Annotated in this window: 13 protein-coding genes and 1 riboswitch; of the genes, 7 read left to right on the top strand and 6 right to left on the bottom strand. The window is 61.8% G+C overall.

The annotated features are described in order from the left end of the window. Window positions 1–19: 19 nt before the first annotated feature. A complete protein-coding gene (locus RBR25_RS05715) occupies window positions 20–1,210 on the top strand; it encodes a hybrid sensor histidine kinase/response regulator (RefSeq protein ID WP_432818577.1) in 1,191 nt (396 codons plus the stop codon). A gap of 135 nt (window positions 1,211–1,345) precedes the next feature. Here the strand turns inward: RBR25_RS05715 and RBR25_RS05710 are convergent, their stop codons facing one another. Further along, window positions 1,346–1,813 (bottom strand): TraR/DksA family transcriptional regulator, encoded by a 468-nt coding sequence (locus RBR25_RS05710; RefSeq protein WP_432818576.1) that lies wholly within the window; start codon window positions 1,811–1,813, stop codon window positions 1,346–1,348. 247 nt (window positions 1,814–2,060) lie between these two features. On the opposite strand from RBR25_RS05710, the gene RBR25_RS05705 reads away from it, so the two are divergent. The 5 genes from RBR25_RS05705 to RBR25_RS05685 are packed head-to-tail and all read left to right on the top strand — an operon-like array spanning window position 2,061 to window position 8,805. Continuing rightward, window positions 2,061–4,499, top strand: a complete 2,439-nt coding sequence (locus tag RBR25_RS05705; RefSeq protein ID WP_432818575.1) for a hypothetical protein — start codon at window positions 2,061–2,063, stop codon at window positions 4,497–4,499. Continuing rightward, window positions 4,465–5,496: a phosphatidylserine decarboxylase gene (locus RBR25_RS05700; protein WP_432818574.1), complete on the top strand. Its 1,032-nt coding sequence runs from the start codon at window positions 4,465–4,467 to the stop codon at window positions 5,494–5,496. Before RBR25_RS05705 ends, RBR25_RS05700 begins: the two co-directional genes overlap by 35 nt. Continuing rightward, window positions 5,493–6,539, top strand: coding sequence for a prolipoprotein diacylglyceryl transferase family protein (locus RBR25_RS05695; RefSeq protein ID WP_432818573.1), 1,047 nt, complete (start codon window positions 5,493–5,495; stop codon window positions 6,537–6,539). Before RBR25_RS05700 ends, RBR25_RS05695 begins: the two co-directional genes overlap by 4 nt. After that, window positions 6,517–7,002: a DUF2062 domain-containing protein gene (locus RBR25_RS05690; RefSeq protein WP_432818572.1), complete on the top strand. Its 486-nt coding sequence runs from the start codon at window positions 6,517–6,519 to the stop codon at window positions 7,000–7,002. Before RBR25_RS05695 ends, RBR25_RS05690 begins: the two co-directional genes overlap by 23 nt. Window positions 7,003–7,017: 15 nt before the next feature. After that, window positions 7,018–8,805 carry a GGDEF domain-containing protein gene (locus RBR25_RS05685; RefSeq protein ID WP_432818571.1) on the top strand — a complete coding sequence of 596 codons (1,788 nt, stop codon included), beginning with the start codon at window positions 7,018–7,020 and terminating at the stop codon, window positions 8,803–8,805. 262 nt (window positions 8,806–9,067) lie between these two features. Here the strand turns inward: RBR25_RS05685 and RBR25_RS05680 are convergent, their stop codons facing one another. The 5 genes from RBR25_RS05680 to RBR25_RS05660 all read right to left on the bottom strand — a co-directional run bounded on the left by RBR25_RS05680 (window position 9,068) and on the right by RBR25_RS05660 (window position 15,785). Next, the gene (locus RBR25_RS05680; RefSeq protein WP_432818570.1) at window positions 9,068–11,284 is read right to left on the bottom strand and encodes a methyl-accepting chemotaxis protein; all 2,217 of its coding nucleotides are present in this window, start codon (window positions 11,282–11,284) and stop codon (window positions 9,068–9,070) included. Between the two features lie 100 nt (window positions 11,285–11,384). Next, window positions 11,385–11,463, bottom strand: a riboswitch (cyclic di-GMP riboswitch). A 138-nt stretch (window positions 11,464–11,601) separates the two neighbouring features. After that, window positions 11,602–13,416, bottom strand: a complete 1,815-nt coding sequence (locus RBR25_RS05675; RefSeq protein ID WP_432818569.1) for a lysophospholipid acyltransferase family protein — start codon at window positions 13,414–13,416, stop codon at window positions 11,602–11,604. Between the two features lie 404 nt (window positions 13,417–13,820). Continuing rightward, window positions 13,821–14,045, bottom strand: coding sequence for a three-helix bundle dimerization domain-containing protein (locus RBR25_RS05670; protein WP_432818568.1), 225 nt, complete (start codon window positions 14,043–14,045; stop codon window positions 13,821–13,823). Next, a complete protein-coding gene (locus RBR25_RS05665; RefSeq protein WP_432818567.1) occupies window positions 14,032–14,253 on the bottom strand; it encodes a hypothetical protein in 222 nt (73 codons plus the stop codon). The genes RBR25_RS05670 and RBR25_RS05665 overlap by 14 nt, the downstream gene beginning before the upstream one ends. 188 nt (window positions 14,254–14,441) lie before the next feature. Beyond that, a complete protein-coding gene (locus tag RBR25_RS05660; protein WP_432818566.1) occupies window positions 14,442–15,785 on the bottom strand; it encodes a DUF3300 domain-containing protein in 1,344 nt (447 codons plus the stop codon). Between the two features lie 295 nt (window positions 15,786–16,080). On the opposite strand from RBR25_RS05660, the gene RBR25_RS05655 reads away from it, so the two are divergent. Further along, window positions 16,081–17,088 (top strand): DUF481 domain-containing protein, encoded by a 1,008-nt coding sequence (locus RBR25_RS05655; RefSeq protein WP_432818565.1) that lies wholly within the window; start codon window positions 16,081–16,083, stop codon window positions 17,086–17,088. The last annotated feature ends 116 nt before the right edge of the window (window positions 17,089–17,204 follow it).

The raw sequence follows: 17,204 nt of genomic DNA, 5'->3' as shown, positions 1-17,204 counted from the left end.
TCGCTCCCAGGGAGAGTCCATGGAGATCGTCAAAGACCGTGCCGTCCCCCGTTCCGCTGCAAACACCCCCGTTCCCGCCCCCTCGCAATGCGCTCCTTTGGTCCTGATCGTCGAAGACGAACCGGAACTGGCCGAACTGCTGGAGTACAACCTGCACCGCCACGGCTACCGCACCGAGATCGCCGGCGACGGCCTGAGTGCCTGCCGCCGCATCGGCACCGCCCGTCCCGACCTCATCCTGCTCGATCTGATGCTCCCCGACCTGGACGGCCGCGAAATCTGCGCCATGGTCCGTTCCCACCCCGATCCCGAGACGGCGCCGACCCCGATCATCATGCTCACCGCCCTCGGCACCCTGGAAGACCGGGTGCGGGGCGTCGAGGCGGGAGCCGACATCTATCTGAGCAAGCCCTATTCGGTGCGGGAAGTCCTGCTGCAAACGGAGAGACTGATCGAGCAGCGCCGCGCCCGGCGGGAAGCCGAGGCGGCCCTGGGCCGTCTCGAAGGGGCAAGCCGCCGGGAAGAGCAGTGGCGGCAGATGCTCTTCCACGAACTGCGCAACCAGCTGCTGGTGATCTCCGGCTATTCGAATCGTCTGGCCGACAAGGAACCCGCGCCGGGGCCGGCGCGGGAATACGCCCAGGCGATCCAGCGCGGCGCCGACCACCTGAGCCGCCTCGCCGAGGAGTTCCTGCTCTTGCGCCGGGTCGAATCGGACCGGCAGCCCTTGCCGACGGAGCCGGTCAATCCCCTCTGGCTGCTGGAAGACGTGGTCGGGCTCTATCGCCCCCTGGCGGCGCGGGAAGGGCGGCGGCTGACCCTGCGCACCCTCGGCACGCCCGCTCCCTTCGCGACCCACCCCGGAGCCGTGCGCCTGATTCTTTCGAGTCTGCTGGAAAATTCCGTGAAATACGGCAAATTGGGCGGAAGTGTCGAGGTGGAACTGATTTTCGCGACGGGGGGATTGCGGATCACCGTGGCCGACGACGGCCCGGGCATCCAGCCGGAGGAGATGGAGCGGATTTTCGAAAAGTTCTATCGCGGCGCCCAGGAGTCGGGGCGCAGCGCGGGGCACGGCCTCGGGCTCTATTCCGCCCGCACCCTGACGCGCGCCCTGGGCGGCGAATTACATGCCGCCAACCGCCCCGGCGGCGGCGCCGAGTTCACCCTGAGTCTGCCCGTAGGCGATCAGGCTCAAGCCTCTCGGTAAGACCCATTCCCGCCCCCCCCGGGGCGGGGACGAACCGCCGGTTTTTCATTCCAATCACCAGCGGGAATCCTTGAGCTCCCTGCTGTCAGGGGAGAGTTGGCTTTTGCGGAAGATCGATACGAAGCAGGATTGTTTTTATAGATGATCGCAGGCGTAGGCGGAAGGATAGCTTCTTTCCGCCGTGCCGCGCCCGCCGCCGGCATGAATACGACGCCCCGACTCCCGCGCTTCCTGGGCTTCAATGCCGAGATGGGCCAAGGGCTGAGCAAAGAGGCGAGGCAGTCCAATCTGCTCCCCGGTTTCCTGGCAATAGCCGTATGTGCCCTCCTCGATGCGCAACAACGCCGCGTCGATCCGGGCAATAAGCCGCCGACGCCGGGCACGCTCCGCCAAGGACAAAAAGCGCTCGGTTTCCACCACGCACTGATCGAGAATGTCGGACTCGCGGATTCTTTCCTCTTGCAGCGGCATTCCGGCGCACTCCTCGGCCCTGACGAGCTCCTGGCGCCGCCTGAACAACAACCGCTGAAAATACTGGATCTGCCGCAAATTCATGTAGGGTTCCGTGTCGGACGGAACATAGCCGTCATGGGCGTCTCTCATAATCTCCTCCTGTCGAGCTGATTCCGAAGAAAAGGTCCGAACGTTCAGCGATTCAATCCGAGAGCCGTTCAACAACGGTCAGAGCTTCATGTGACTTTGGTTAAGCCTCGCCTTGGGCCATGAACGGAAACGGTCCCCAATCAATATTTCATCTTTGCCCAACCGATTCCCAACAATTCCCCTTCATGCTGCTCCCGTAACGTCCGGCAACTTTCCGAAGGATGCCGGCCCTCTTCTGGAGAACGGCATGAAATCCCCCCACGCGTTGCGGCTGCTCCCCGGCCGTCACCCCACCCGATCCCCCGCCGACGGCTTCGATCCGCGCCTGATTCTTGGCCGTCTCGGCTGTCGGCTGGAAGATCTCCCCGGCACCCTGCCCTTTTCTGCGGGCGACCTGACCGCCGGGTCGGAGACGGAACTGCAAGCGGTGGTCATCGGCGGCCGAGACGTGGTCGACCTGCCCCTGACCATCGACCATTCGGGATTTTTCGCCAATCTGCGCCGCCGCGCCCGAGCGGGGGACACGGCCCACAGTCTGGTGGAACGCCTGGAAGACTTTCTCGCCGGCAACGCCGACGAGGTTTGGGAGAACAGCTGGGTGCGCCTGCCGATGAGACGCCTCGGCGAATTCTCGCGGCAGGTGCTGAAGCGGGATCTGCTCGCGGACAAGAGCGATCCGGCGGCGGGCCGGCGGGGGGACGCCGGGCGCTTCCTCCTTGGCGGCACCGGCGCCGAGGAAGATCACCTGCGGGTTCCCGTGAGCTATCTGGTCAAACTGGCTCTGGCCGACCACCTCGACCGCCACCCGGATTTGCCGCCAGCGGTCAGAGCGACCGGCGAACGGCTCATGAATCATTATCTGAGCGACAACACCTCGCCGGAAACCTTCTCCTTCCAGGTCGTGACCCTGGGGGCGGAAACCGGCATGGGCGCGGCCCTGGCGCGGGAAACGGCCCAGCGCTTTCTCTTCACCCATCTGCTGAGCTGTCACGCCAACCTGAATTTCGGCTTGCTGGAAACGGGGCAGCGGGCGCTCATCTATTTCGCACCGCACCCGCCATTGCGGCAGAAGCAGCTCAACGACCTGATTCCCGACGCCTTTTACCGGGAACTCTTCATGAGTCCCTGTCTGTCGGGCTGGGACCGGGGGGAAGCCAAGCACCACTACATGCACCTCTGCCATCAGGTACTCAGCCGCTCCAAACTCAACGCCGTGGCCAAACTGCGTGAAGCGGGGATCATCAGCAACAACCTGGTCCTGCTCCCGAACATGTCGAATATCAGCCTGGCCAACAACGGCACCCACATCAGCCTCGGCAGCCGCCGCCTGACCGGTCTGATGAACGCCGGAACACCGGATTACGGCGCCGCCGAGGAAAAATGTCTGGGGGATCTGGCGATCAAGATCCAGGAACACTTTCTGCCCCTCTTCGCCGGCACCTTCAGCGCCGCCCCCTACCGGCTCGGCTTCGAGGATTTTCATCCGGAAACGGCCCTGGGTTTTCTCGCCCATGAACTCGACTACACCCATTTGCGCATGCTCTGGCGCCGCTGGAAGAAGAAAGCGAGCCTTTCGGTCTGCGGCCACGCGCTCACCCCCTTCGGCCCCGACCGGCTCGACCTGGGCCTGAGCCGCCTGCTCGGCCTGCGCGGGGATCTGGTTCCCGACTTCCGCCTGGTCGATTATCCGGTGGCCTTTCTCAGCACCGCCAACAGTCCGGCCCTCGATGGCCGTCTCGGCAACCAGAACCGGCTCAAAGAGGATCTGGACGCGATGGGGATTTTCGACCGGCGGATGTCCCTCTATCAGTTTTTCAAGCTGCGGGAGCATGGGAGCATGGGTTTTACCGGCTTCGAAGGGCGGCATTACAGCCTTTTCCACAGCCTGGGAGAGGATTTCGGCGGCGCCGCCAGCCTGCAGGCTCTGCTCACCGGTCTCGCCTTCAAATATCTCGCCACCGGGGAAGTCCGCCGGCGGCACATCCCCGACGACCCGGTGACCGAAAGCGAGCGACGGCAGATCTTTTTCGGCCTGGCGGTGGGCATCCCCACCTTTTACGTCAGCCGTCGTACCCGCGACCGCTTCCTGCTGAAAATCCTGCGCCGCACCCGCCAGGTCCGCGCCAGCAAACGCTATCCCGGCTACTGGCGGGTACCGAACCGGGAATACCGCCTGGCCCTGCTCGACATCCTCGCCGAGGACGGCGCCGAACTGATCGAAGCGGCGGGACTGGGCGGCCTGCTGGCGGAACTGCGCCGCCGCCTGGACCGGCCTGAGGAAGAATCCACCGCGGGCCGCCTGACGCGGGGCATCCTCGACCGTCTCGGCGCCAAACATCCCCTCAAGGTCAAGGCCGAGGATTTCAACCGCGCCGCCGAAGGCTATTACCGCGAAGAGCTGCGCCGTCACCATCTTCACGAAGCTCTGGCCTTCCTGCGCGAGGAGCTGGAACGCCCGGCAAAAAACACCCCCTGGTTCGGCGGTTTCCCGGGAGACCTGCGAGAGAAGGCGTCGCTTCTTTTTGCCGATGCCCGCCGGGAAGTATCGGCCGGCACGGAAACGCCGGAAACGGTGGCGCAGCTGCTTAACCTGATGCTTTTGAATTTTTCCCGCCAGGCGTCCATGGACGCCGAGCCATCCCTGGAGAACCATGCCGAACATTCATCAGTACATCGAACGGGATAGCGGACTGGTCCATACCGAACCGTTCTTTGCCGATCGCCTGATCCGTCTGCTCTACCACCCGTTGCGGGAAAACGCCGACCTGCTCTTTCGCGCCCTGACCGGCGCCCGCGCCTCCGCTTTCCTGGCCTGGCTCAACTATGACCTCCCCCTGGGGTCCAGGATACTGGGAAACCGCCGCTTTCTCCGCGAGTCCGGCATCGATTTTTCCGAATGTCTGGATCCCCCCGCCGGCTACGATACGCCGCGCAAGGTCTTCGAGCGGCGCATCCGCTACTGGGACCGTCGCCCGTTGCCCAGGGATGCCGCCGCCGTGGTCTGCCCCGCCGACGCCCGGGTGCTGGTCGGCTCCTTCGCCGCCGCCTCGGCACTCTTCATCAAGGAGAAGTTCTTCTCTTTCGAGGAGCTGCTCGGGCCGGACCAACCGGTCTGGCGCGAGGCCTTCGCCGGGGGGGACTTCGCCGTCTTTCGCCTGACCCCGGACAAATACCATTACAACCACGTTCCGGTATCCGGCGAAGTGGTCGATTTCTACGAAATCGACGGTGCCTATAACGCCTGCAATCCCAGCGCGGTCATCGCCCTGGCCACCCCCTACTCGAAGAACAAGCGGGTCATCACCATCATCAACACCAATGTCCCCGGCGGCAGCGGAATCGGCCTGGTGGCCATGATCGAAGTCGTCGCCCTGATGATCGGCGAAATCGTGCAGTGTTACAGCGACCGGGCCTACGACGACCCGACGTCGATGCGTCCCGGTCTCTTCCTGCGTCGGGGGCAGCCGAAAAGCCTGTACCGCCCCGGCAGCAGTACCGACGTGCTGATCTTTCAACCGGGGCGTGTCCTCTTCGACGAAACGATTCTCGCCAATCTCCATCGCCGCGATGTGCGCAGCCGCTTCTCCCTGGACCTGACCACCCCACTGGTGGAGACCGAAGTTCGGGTGCGCTCGCTGCTGGCGCTGCCGTGTAAAACCAACCCCTCCGGAGAGCAATCATGAGCAACGCCCTCTTTCTGTCGATTCTCGCCCTGGCCTGCCTGGTCCTGCTCACTTGGGGCTTTCGGGTGCTGCCCGGAGAGCGCTGGCAGATTCTCGCAACCTTGCCCCTGCGTCGCCTGGATGACGGCCACTGGCAGGGGATCAACCTGACCTGGTACGGACTGCTCACCGCCAACGCCTATCTGGCGGCGGTGGCCGTCCTGGTGCTGCTGCTGGGCACGGTCGGCGTCCCCCTGGCGAGCATTCTCACGGCGGCCGTCATCCTGCTTTTGGTCTGCGTCCCCGCCTCGCGCCTGGTGGCCCGTGTGGTGGAAGGGAAAGCCCACACCTTCACCGTCGGCGGCGCCGTCTTTGTCGGCCTGCTCATCGCCCCCTGGCTGCTCGCAGGAGTGAACCGCCTGCCCTGGCTCACGCCCCTGCCGGTTTTGCCGGCGTTAGCCGCCATCGCCGTCGCCTATGCCTTCGGCGAAGGGCTGGGGCGCCTCGCCTGTATCAGCTTCGGCTGCTGTTACGGCAAACCCCTGGCGCAATGCGGCCAGCGCATGCAAAAACTCTTCCGCCGTAGGCACTTCGTCTTTTTCGGCGCGACCAAGAAGATCGCCTACGCCGACGGACTGGAGGGGGTCGGCGTGATTCCGGTCCAGGGCCTGACCGCCCTTCTCTATTGCCTTGTCGGCATCGCCGGAACCGGCCTCTTCCTCGCCGGCAAGTTCAGCACCGCTTTTGTTCTGGCGACCTTCGTCACCCAGGCCTGGCGGGTCTACTCGGAAACGCTGCGCGCCGATTACCGCGGGACAGGGCGCATCTCCGCCTATCAGCTCATGGCGCTGGCGGCCCTGCCCTATGCCCTGGCCATCGCCCTGTTCCATCCCGCTGCCCCGTCCGTCGTCGTTCCCGAACTGCACCGCGGCTTTGCCCTCTTCGGCCGGCCGCTTCTGATGCTCTTCCTGCAAGGGTTGTGGCTCGCTCTCTTTATCCATACCGGGCGCAGTACCGTAACCGGCGCGACCCTGAGTTTTCATGTCCACCTCGACCGCATCTGAACCGCGCCGACCATCGCCCTGGAGCAAACCGGTCGCCCTGGCGCGGAGCCTGGCAGGACAAGGGATCACCCCCGGGCGGCTGGCTCTCGCCCTGGCCTGCGGCGTCACCTTGGGGATCGCTCCCTGCGTCTGGGGATCGACTTTGGCCTGCGCCCTCTGCGCCGCGCTCTTCGGACTCAACCAGGGGGCGATCCAACTCGCCAACTATCTGGCGTTTCCCGTGCAACTGGTGCTTTTCATCCCCTTCCTCCACCTCGGACAAGCGTTCTTCGGCCCCTCGACGCAAGCACTCGACATCGAAGCCGTGCATGCCGCCTTCCGCCAAGATGCCTTCGCCGCTGCGCACAGCCTCGGCCTCGCCAATCTCCAGGCCCTCGGCGCCTGGGCCCTCCTCGCCCCGCTTCTGGTCGTGCTGCTGCGACGGATTTTTCTGGCCTTTCTGCGCCGTCCGAGCCTTTTCTGAAAGGACTTTTTCTTCATGACTTGCGAACGACTATCCGCCCTGATCGAAAACGATCGTCTTTATTCGTATTTTCAGCCCATTGTCGATCTGCGCAGCAACCGGATCATCGGCTACGAGGCCCTGCTTCGCGGACCGGAGGGCAGCCCATTGCACCAGCCCGACATGCTTTTCGATGTCGCCGGACGTTGCGGCAGACGCATGGAGTTGGAACTTTTAACCCGGGAGCTCCATATTCGGAACTTCGCCCACCTCAATCTGCCCGCCAAACTCTTTCTCAATATCTGTCCGTTCTCCCTGATGGAGCAAAAATACCCCCGAGGCTATACCCGGCGCTTTCTGGAGCGCCATGGTCTAAGCCCGGAACAGGTCGTCATCGAACTGACGGAGCACAGCACCATCGACGACTACAATCTCTTTCGCGAAGCTCTTTCTCACTACCGGCAAATGGGTTTCACCATCGCCATCGACGATCTGGGAGCGGGCTATTCCGGGTTGCGTCTGTGGTCGGAGTTGCGCCCCGAATATGTCAAACTCGACCGGCATTTCGTACAGGGGATTAACGACGATTACAACAAACAGCAGTTCGTTCACTCCTTACTTGAAATCGCCCACGGCCAGGGATGTCAGACCATCGCCGAAGGGATCGAAACCCCCGAGGAGTATCAAACCATTCGAAAAATTGGAATCCACTTGGGGCAGGGATTCCTTTTGAGTCGTCCACGCCCGGTCCCGGTGCTGGAACCAGAGTTCAGCCCGAGCCAACCTGCCAATAAACCTCAGGGACTTCAGCGCCCGCGCCGTCGGGAACTGACGATCGGCAAACTGGCGCAACAGTCCCCCGTGGTCGCCCCATCAACCCTCTTCCGCCACACGGGGGAACTCTTCGACCGCCATCCCGAATTGCGTTCGCTCCCGGTCATCAACAGCAACCAGGTCGCCGGTCTGGTCATCCGCGAAGATTTTCTGAATGTGGCCGCCTCGCGCTATGGTTGGGACCTCTTTAGCAAGGAGCCCATCGCCAACTTCATGGAGTCCGCTCCGATCGTGATTGATGTCCATACCCCCCTTGAAAAAATCAGCACTTTTCTCGACGAACGGAAACCTGTCTATCGGGGACAAGACATCCTGGTGACGGAAAACGGGGACTATGCCGGTGTCGTTTCCATCCTCACCCTGTTGCGAAATCTGTCGGAATTACAGATAAGACGCGCCCAGCACGCCAACCCTCTGACGCAACTGCCGGGAAACGTGCCGATTCAAGAAGAGATTGAGTTCCTCCTGAGCAACGGCGCGCCCTTTACCGCCTGCTACTGCGATCTCGACCATTTCAAGGCCTACAACGATACCTACGGTTATGCCGCCGGCGACACCGTGATCAAACTGCTGGCCGGCATCCTGTCCGACAACGCCGAAAAGGAAAGTGATTTTATCGGGCACATCGGCGGCGACGATTTCATCGTCATCTTTCAAAGCACCGACTGGCAGGATCGCTGCGAAAGCATCCTCAAAAACTTCGCCCAGGCGATACCGGCGCACTACACCCGGCAACACCGGCACGAGGGCGGAATATGGGGCAACAACCGCGCCGGCGAGCGCATCTTCCTGCCGCTCATAACCCTCTCCATCGGCGCGATCTGCTGGCGCGGCGATATCCCCATGACCTGCTACGACATCGCCCACATGGCCAGCGAAGCCAAGGCCATGGCCAAAAAAGAGAACGGCAACGCCCTTTTTGTCGAGCGCCGTGAACGATTGACCCAGGGGTTCGCGGAAGAGACGGAGCGGGAATGTCGAGTCGCCTGAGCGGCGGCGCGACAAAGAAATGAAGGGGCGGGATGAAGAAAGCAAACGAGCGGCGGGGAAACCCTATTCCCCGCCGCTCGCCGTTTCGGTCACGGCGGCGAGTTCGGCGCGAATTGCTCGGAAAGTTTCCAGCGATCCGACCGCAAGCACTCAAAGACACCGCAGCACAAAGAGAATCAGAGAGGATTTACGGAGCAGTATCTCGATCATCGGTGACATACCCATAGGGTTCACGCCGACACCTTCGTTACCGACGCATTACTCAAATCAGTCCGGGAATTGGCGTTGAACAAGGCACAAGCGACTTTTCAGTATCCCAATCGTGCTCAAAGGTGACTTGAGCAAGGGTCTTCTCCTCCCCAGGCTCATCCTCCACCGTCATCCTGAAACGACTCAGCAAAAGGAATAAATGCCGCGCCTGAGCCGCCAGTTGCTCTGCCGAAGCGGCGCACTCCTCGGCGCTGGCGGCTTTTTTCTGAGTGACCTCGTCGAGTTGGGCAAGGCCTTGGCTGACTTCGCCATAGCCCCTGGCCTGCTGCCGGCTCCCTTCGGAGATCTCGGCGACCAAGGCGGCGCCGCGAGTAATTTCCCCCATGATCTGCTCTAGGGCGGCGGCAGTCTGACCGGCCAGAATCGCCCCCGAGTCGGCTTTGGCGACGGCGCCTTCGATCAACTCCGAGGTTTCCTTGGCCGCCTGGGCGCTGCGCCCGGCAAGGGAGCGCACCTCCTCGGCGACTACTGCGAAACCCTTGCCGTGCTGCCCGGCCCGAGCAGCTTCGACAGCGGCGTTCAACGCCAGCAGATTGGTCTGAAAGGCGATTTCGTCGATAGTCTTGATGATCTTGGAGATATCCGAGCTCGACGCCTTAATGCCGTTCATCGCCTCGACCATGGCCGCCATCCGGCGGGTGCCCTGTTGCCCCGACTCCATCGCCCGCGCCGTGGCCTGCCGCGCGGCATCGGCTTTTTCGGCGCTGAGCCGGGTCTGGTGCGACATTTCCGTCATAGAACTGGTGATTTCCTGCAAGGCGCCGGCCTGGACGATCGCGCCTTCGGAAAGTTCCTGGCTGGCAGCGGCGATCTGCCCGGCACCCATGGAAATATTTTCCCCGGCCAAGCGCACTTCGCCCATCAGCCCCCGCAGGATTTCATTGGCTTCGCCCTGAGGCTGCCGGATCAACCCCCGTGCCTCGAAGGTGAAATCCCCCGCGGCCAAACGCTTAAATGCAGTGACGACTTCGTCCCGCAGGTGGTCGGCAAAGCTGTCGAGAATTCTGGACATTTCACCGATTTCGTCGCGGCTTTGCAGATTCAGACGGTTATCGAGATGACCCTGATCGAGATCCCGGATCATCGCCACCGTCCGTCCCAGCGGCACGGTGATGGAGCGGGTAATCCGCCACCCGGCGAGGATGCAAATGACGATCACCATCGTAGTCAGCAGCAGACTGTGGCGGGTCATTCCCGTAAGTTTCGCTTCGACCCGTTGCCGCGTTTCACCAACCGCAAGCGCCGCCTGCCGGGCCGCCTCCATCTGGACCTGACCCGTTTCTTCGAGTTGCGCCTCAAAGCCCAGCAGTAATTCGGCGGTTTCGTCCAACAGCGCATTGACCGGGTCGTTAAGCTGTTGCGAAATCCGCTCCTGGGCACGCAGTGCGGCTTCTTCCTGCGTCAGCACACTGTCGATGTCGACCGCCATCGACTTGATGGCGGCAGGGAATTCGTCCCGGTAGAGCAGGCGCACCCCCTCCCAGTCATTGGCGAATACCAGCCGATTTAATTTGAAAGAGGACTCCCAGAGCTTGGCATTGGTTGCGGACGCCTTGGCCAAGGCGGTTTCGAGGGTAGGCATCTCAGCCGCGTAACGAGCATAGAGCGGCCCGTTTTTAAACTCTTCCAGCGGGGTGTCCGTAATCTCTTCGAACAACAGCTCACTGATGGAACTGCGGACGAAGATCATATTCGCGACATTGAGGGCCCAATAGAGTTGGGTCCGCTTCAAGTCGTTAAGGGCCTGGGCCAGGCCCGGATGTTGCGGTGCCCAGCCTTGTTGAATAGACTGATCGAGTTCAAGCAGCCGCCGGCGAATCTCCTCCAAGCGCCCGAGAGCCGTTTCGGATTCGGGCAGTAGCGCCCGTAACGCCTCCCCGTCGGGACCGCTCAGCAACCGCCCTAGGGGTTCGGGGTGTTCTTTGTTGAAAAGAGCGACCTGCGCGCGGTTTTGTAACAGGGCATTGCGCACATCCCCGGCCGCCGCGGTCAGGTCGCCGCGCACGGCACGCAGCGCGGCCGTAACCTGGTCATGGCGCGCCCGCCCCTGCTCCACCGAAGCCGCCTGTTCCAGGGCCTCGGATACGTCACGGTTGGCTCGTTTCACATCTCCAGTGGTCAGAATCGTCATCAAACACATGACAGCCACCAGTCCGACCACCAAAGCAAACCCACCGAAAAGCCGTTTGCCGATTTTCACATTTTCCATATCTAACCCCCTTAGCTAGCGAGCCACGCCCTTCGAAAATAAAAAAACCCACCTCCGTTAAAGAAATGGGCGTGGCTGCCAAACACGGGATCTATCCCTCATTGGTAACCCGGCCATCCGCGGATAACGGACCCGTGGCTTTGCGTCACCCGGTTGCCCGGGATTTGCCTTTTCGAGGAAGCTCTTGCTGAAATTCACAAGCCGGACAATCAGCTCCAGCTTGTCGATTTGTTTAGTGATACGCTATTACGCTTTTGTTAGAAGACGACAAAGTGGTTATTAGACCTCTGTTCGGCACGCGGATTGATTGGCGGTCGCTAGCAGGCCAGTCTGGTCGTCGCCAGGTTTTCATGATAGGCGCGAAAGGCTTCTGCTTCGTCTTTGCCCATGTAGCGGGCCAGGGTGCGCCGGTCGGTGCGCAGCAGATCGACCAGCACCAGGCCGTCGAGCACCTCGCCGAACTCCGGATCGAGATTGAAAGCCAGCAGTTTCCCCCCCAGGTTGAGGTAATGGCGCAGCAAGACCGGAATCCCCTTCTGGTCGATTTCGATATCGGCGATCAGTGCGGAAAGCTCCTCGATATCCCGCATCACCGCTCGTGCCGTCTCGGGCGCGCAGCCCTTGATGCGCACACGTTTAACCCGCATCGGAATCCGCGGTTTGACCATGCGCGCCAGCTCGGGCAGCGAGAGACTCTCTTGGAGAGTTTCGGCCATCAGCCGCCGGGAAACGTCGCTGTACTCGCGGGAGATGCTCACCGGGCCGAAAAGCATGCGGTAGCGGGGATTCTCGCTAACAAAGCGGCCGATCCCTTTCCACAACAGCAGCAGGGGTGCGTAGCCACGCTGGTACTCCTCGCGCACGAAGGAGCGGCCCATTTCCAGGGCCGGGCCGAGCCCTTCCAGCATCCGGGTACGGAAGTGAAAAAGGGTCTGGGTATAAAGTCCCTTCTTGCCCAACTCCCGCAGGATTTCGTCGGTCTTGCCCAAACGGTAGGCGCCGACGATTTCCAGGGCATCGCGGTCCCAGATGAAGAGGTGGGTGTAGTGCTCGTCAAAGGCGTCGAGATCGCAACCACGGCCGGTCCCCTCCCCGGCGGCGCGGAAGGTCAATTCGCGCAGGCGACCGATCTCCAGCAACGTGTAGGGAATCTGCGTGGCCCGGGCCTGAAAAACCTGCATCCCGCCGTTCTCGGCCAATAATTGGGACTGATGCAGGCGGCCGATCTCCTCGACAAGTATCCCCGTCGACCGGGGAGGAATCACCGGTTCCTGCCCCGTCGCCGCCGGCGGGATTTCCTCGCCGCTCTCCGCAGGCGGCCCTGCCTCCGTGCCAACGCAGCCGAGCAGATAGGTTTTGAGTCGCAGATAGTCCATCAACTCGCGGTCGTCGGGCAGGGCGGCCAGTTTCTTCCAGGGGACAACATGAGCGATGCGCAGCGGGAAACGGCGGCCGGCCTTGTTGAGGAATTCCCGAGGAAGGAGGGCGGTGCGCAGGCGTGGATGAAGCAGACCAGCCAGTTGAAACACCAGGCCGTTATGTCCGGGAAAGAAGATCGGCAAGACCGGCGCGGCACAAGCACGAAGCAGGCGGGCCAGATGGGGTGACCAGGGAGGATCGGAGATCTCGCGGCGACGCAGGCGCAAATGCGCGACCGCGCCGGCGGGGAAAATCAGCAGCGCGCCGCCGCCGCGCACCCAGCGGACGGCCTCGCGCAACGGCGTCCGATTGGCAGCCGCAGCGGCATTCCCGCCAAAGGGGTCGACGGGAATGACTGTTTCCCGCAGTTCCGGAATCCGGCACAGCAGGGAGTTGGCCAGCACCCGGACATCCGATCGCGCCCGGCGCAGCAGATCGAGCAGGATCAGCCCCTCGGCCCCGCCGAAGGGATGGTTGGCGATAACGACGAGGGACCCCGTGGCGGGAATCCGCCCGAATTCCTCATCGGTCACGACATAGCTCATACCCATGCGCTCAAGAATCTGCGCAGAAAAATCGCAATCGTCAGGGTGTGCGACGAGATCATCATAGATCGCGGCACAACTCCGCAAACCGAAGAATTTTTCAAGCAACGGGGCAAATGGGGCGTGGATTTCGAAGATGGCGTGATTGTCCCGACGATGCGACTTCATGGGAAGACCTCCAGGCAAGGGCCGGCGTTTTCGATGAAGTCAATCTGTCGGAAAATGTTTAGAAAAGCATGGACGGGGCGTTAAAGAAGTGTGCGTATCGGTGAAAAATCGATATGGCCGACGGCTTGCCCCAACCAACTTCTAACCCGAAGCTAAACGAATTCTGACCCCGGGGAAGGACGATGCCGGCAGGATAACAGCGTCAATCACGCAGATGCCCACCCCGACCCCACCTCATCCCCGGGTCTTCCCGTTGCAATGGCCGCTCGCCCGAGCGGCCGTTTTTTTATCCGGCACGATCACCGCAAAAAAACCCGAAGACCCATAGACCAAGAGCTCACGGGTGAAATGAAAGACGGGAAGTTTCAGGGGGAAATCGGAAAGTTCAAAAACGGAATGGCGGATCAGGAATTCAGACCCTGGCGAGAACGCAGGTTTTCCCGCAATTCCCGGGAGATGAAGATGGAAATGAAGGTGCGGATGGTCGCGTCGGTAGCCAACTCGGAATAAATTTTTTCGTACAGTTCGGGAAGTCTTTCACGTACTTCGGGGAATTCCTCACAGAGATTCTCCAGCGCCCGCTGATGCTGGATTTTTTCCGCGGGATCTTGTCCATCAATGCCCATCATGCTGCTCTCCTTGCAATATCGATGCAACGCCGCCGGGAAAACCGCAGCGCCTATTCCAGCTCCCGGAGGCCACATCATTTGCCGTCGGGAGCACTACCCATCCTGCGGTCTTAAGCCAATGGAGCGACCCGACGGCGACCAGCCAGGCCAAAAGAACCATGAACAAGATAAAACGCAAGTGACGAATCAGCATCTCCAGGGTCGACATGAACCACCTCCTGTTTTCGCGCGGTCGAGCCATTAGCGGAATGTCGATTGTGGGATGCTTGTGTCGGAATCATATCCGGCTTTCGTTAGGATCGTGTTAAATCTTCGCCTTCGTCAACTGAAGACCTGACCCCGTGCGCCGCCAGGGAAGCCACCGGCAACCTCCCACCGGCGTTGGAAGCCAATCCCTCACTGCCCGTGCGGGCGTAGTCTGCCGTGTCCGTGTTCCCGGCCCGAGCGGGGAGCCGCAGCGGGAGCGGTTCGCCTTTGTTCGATTTTTAACGGGCTAAGGACGGCGCGACGATGGCCCTGTCCGTCACGGCCAACGCCGTCTCGACCTGGCGCCTGCGGCAGCTTTCCGGATTTCGGTACCTCGACGGAAGGAGCCTGCGGCCGAGGCGGCACAACATCGCGCAGACGCAAGCCCCGGTCGTTACGAGGCACTTCGGGCGCAAGCCGGCCCTCCCCCGGACCCCGCCATTGCGTGTCCCGTCCCGGTCGGCGAGAATTCTCATTGTGCTTCTCCCGCTCCTGAAACTCCCGCGACCTGCGCTCGAAATCACGGCGTTCGCAGTCCCGACGCATGCCGTCAGAATGCCTCGGGTCGGTGCTCGGCCCGACGGGTGCGGGCCGGAAAACCTCGGGACGACGGTGGGGAGCGACGGGAAAATTCCGCAGGCGCGCCGGGGGTGGAGCGTGACGGATGTGCGTGGAGCGGTGACCGGAACCGTGCACCCAACGGCCGGTAGTGTAGCGCCAGCGATCGTGGTGAACGTAGCGCGGGCGGTGGCGGGCATCGATGTGGAGGTAACGCCGGCGCCAGTCGAAATGGCTCCAGTTGGAAAAAGAGAAACCGAAATAGATCCCCGGCCGGAAAGAAAGACCGACCCCCAGGCTTACCCCCGCCGGAGCCCAGTCATAGGGGGGATAATCGGGATACCACCAGGAACCGTAGACGGTAAAAGGGTCGTAATAGGGAACGTAGACCACCCGGGGATCGGTCGGTTCGATGATGATCGCGTCGGCCTCCGCCCAGACCCGCTGCTCGGCGGTGCTGGCGAGATTTCCCTGGGCGCGGGCCTTGCCCCGCAGTTCCTGGACCATGGCCATGACCTCTTCCTCCTGGTCGAGAAAAGCGTCACCGATGCGTGAAGTCTCGCCGATCCGTTCGCTCATCTGGGCGAGTACCGAAGGGAAATGGCAGAGCTCCTTGACGCTGGGATCCCAGTCCTGGTCGAGGAGCGCCTCATCCAGTTCATCTTCCCCCAAAGCAGGATGATCCTTGAGCCAGCGGTCGGCCTCGACGACTTCCACGGGGTAGGTCGCGGCCATCAGCACCTGGCTAAGGAGACTGTCGGGGTAGAGGGCGATGGGGGCGAGCATCTGGGCGAGTTCTTCACGACTGTAGTCCGTCGAGAGTTCGCCGTAGGATTCCGCCGCGGCCCGGGCCGGGAAGGACGCCAGAGCGAGCAGAAGGAGTACGGGGGCCAGCCCCTCGAAAATGTATCGCAGCAACGAAGCGGTCTTTTTCATCCTTACCTCCTGAAGTCCGGAGCAGATGCCGTACCAGACAAAGCCGACGCCGGTGGGCGGCGATCTTTTCCAACATTATGCACGCCGACCATGCAGAAAATGAGGAAAAATTGTGAAAATTTCCACTGTCGGCCAGCTCTCCGGAAACGCCTTTTCGCCGGGGTTCTCACAATTGCCTTCGAAATTCATTTATGATAAAAGATCTTCAATATAATTTTCATCCATTGATTTCGCGACACGAACGGCGACTCGTGTCATTTCGATCCTATCGAATGGTATTGACCACGGAGGCTCAATGAAAACAAAAATCACCCCCCTGCTGCTGTGTCTCTCCCTTGTCGGCGCCTTGCCGGCCGCTGGCGACCAGATCGTGCTGAAAAACGGCGACCACATCACCGGTACGGTGATCAGTGCCGAAAAGGGCCTGCTCACCCTGAAGACCGACTACGCCGAAAAGATCGAGCTCAAGACCGATGCCGTACAGCGCATCGAAACCGAACAACCGGTGGATGTCCGCCTGGAGGGGGGCGAGATATTGACCGGGCCGCTGCAGGGGGATGTCGATGCGTTGCAGGTCACGGCCGGTGACGCTCGCGGCGCCGCCGAGGTGGAGTGGGCGAAGATCGCCTCGATCAACGTCGAGCCGCCGCCCCCCTGGACCTGGGACGGCAAGGTCTTTCTCGGCGCCTTCGAGCAATCGGGCAACACCGACCGCACCAGCGTGAACTTCGGCGCCGAGGCCACCCGGCGCAGCCTCAAGGACCGCTACAATCTCTCCTTCCTCTACAACTACGCCGAGGAAGACGGCGAACTGACGACCCGGGACATTTACGGGGCGCTCAAATACGACTACTTCTTTACCGAGAAATTCTACGGCTACCTGAGCGTGGAACTGCTCAAAGACAAGTTCAAGGATCTCAACCTGCGCACCATCGTCGGCCCCGGTATCGGCTATCAGGTCTGGGAAGACGACATCAAGGCCCTGGCTTTCGAAGCCGGCGTCGCCTATTTTTCCGAGGACCGCATCGACAGCGAGGACGATCAGTGGATGACCGGCCGCCTCGGCATGAAGTTCCGTTACAAGCTCTCCGATTACGCGACCTTCAGCAACAACTTCACGATCTATCCGAGCCTGGAGCAGGGGGGTGAGTTCACCAGCCGTAACGAGGCCGATCTGACCACCACCATCGCCGGCCCCTGGTCGCTGCGCCTGGCCAACGTCTGGGAGCACGACAGCGACCCCGCCGAAGAGGTGAAGAAAGACGACTCGAAGACGAGCCTGAACCTGCAATATTCCTTCTGAGGTCGAAAGCGATCTTGCCTATTTAGCCTGCGCGCCGGGGCCGACAGATTCTCTCGTCGACCCCGGCGTTTTTCGTGTCGAGCCCTGACGCCGGGGAACGGCGGCGTGCCTTGATT

The organism is Trichloromonas sp., assembly GCF_034006665.1.
Classification (GTDB): Bacteria; Desulfobacterota; Desulfuromonadia; order Desulfuromonadales; family Trichloromonadaceae; genus Trichloromonas.
Note: the sequence above shows the minus strand (reverse complement) of the source record. Positions and strands in the feature narration are given on the sequence as shown.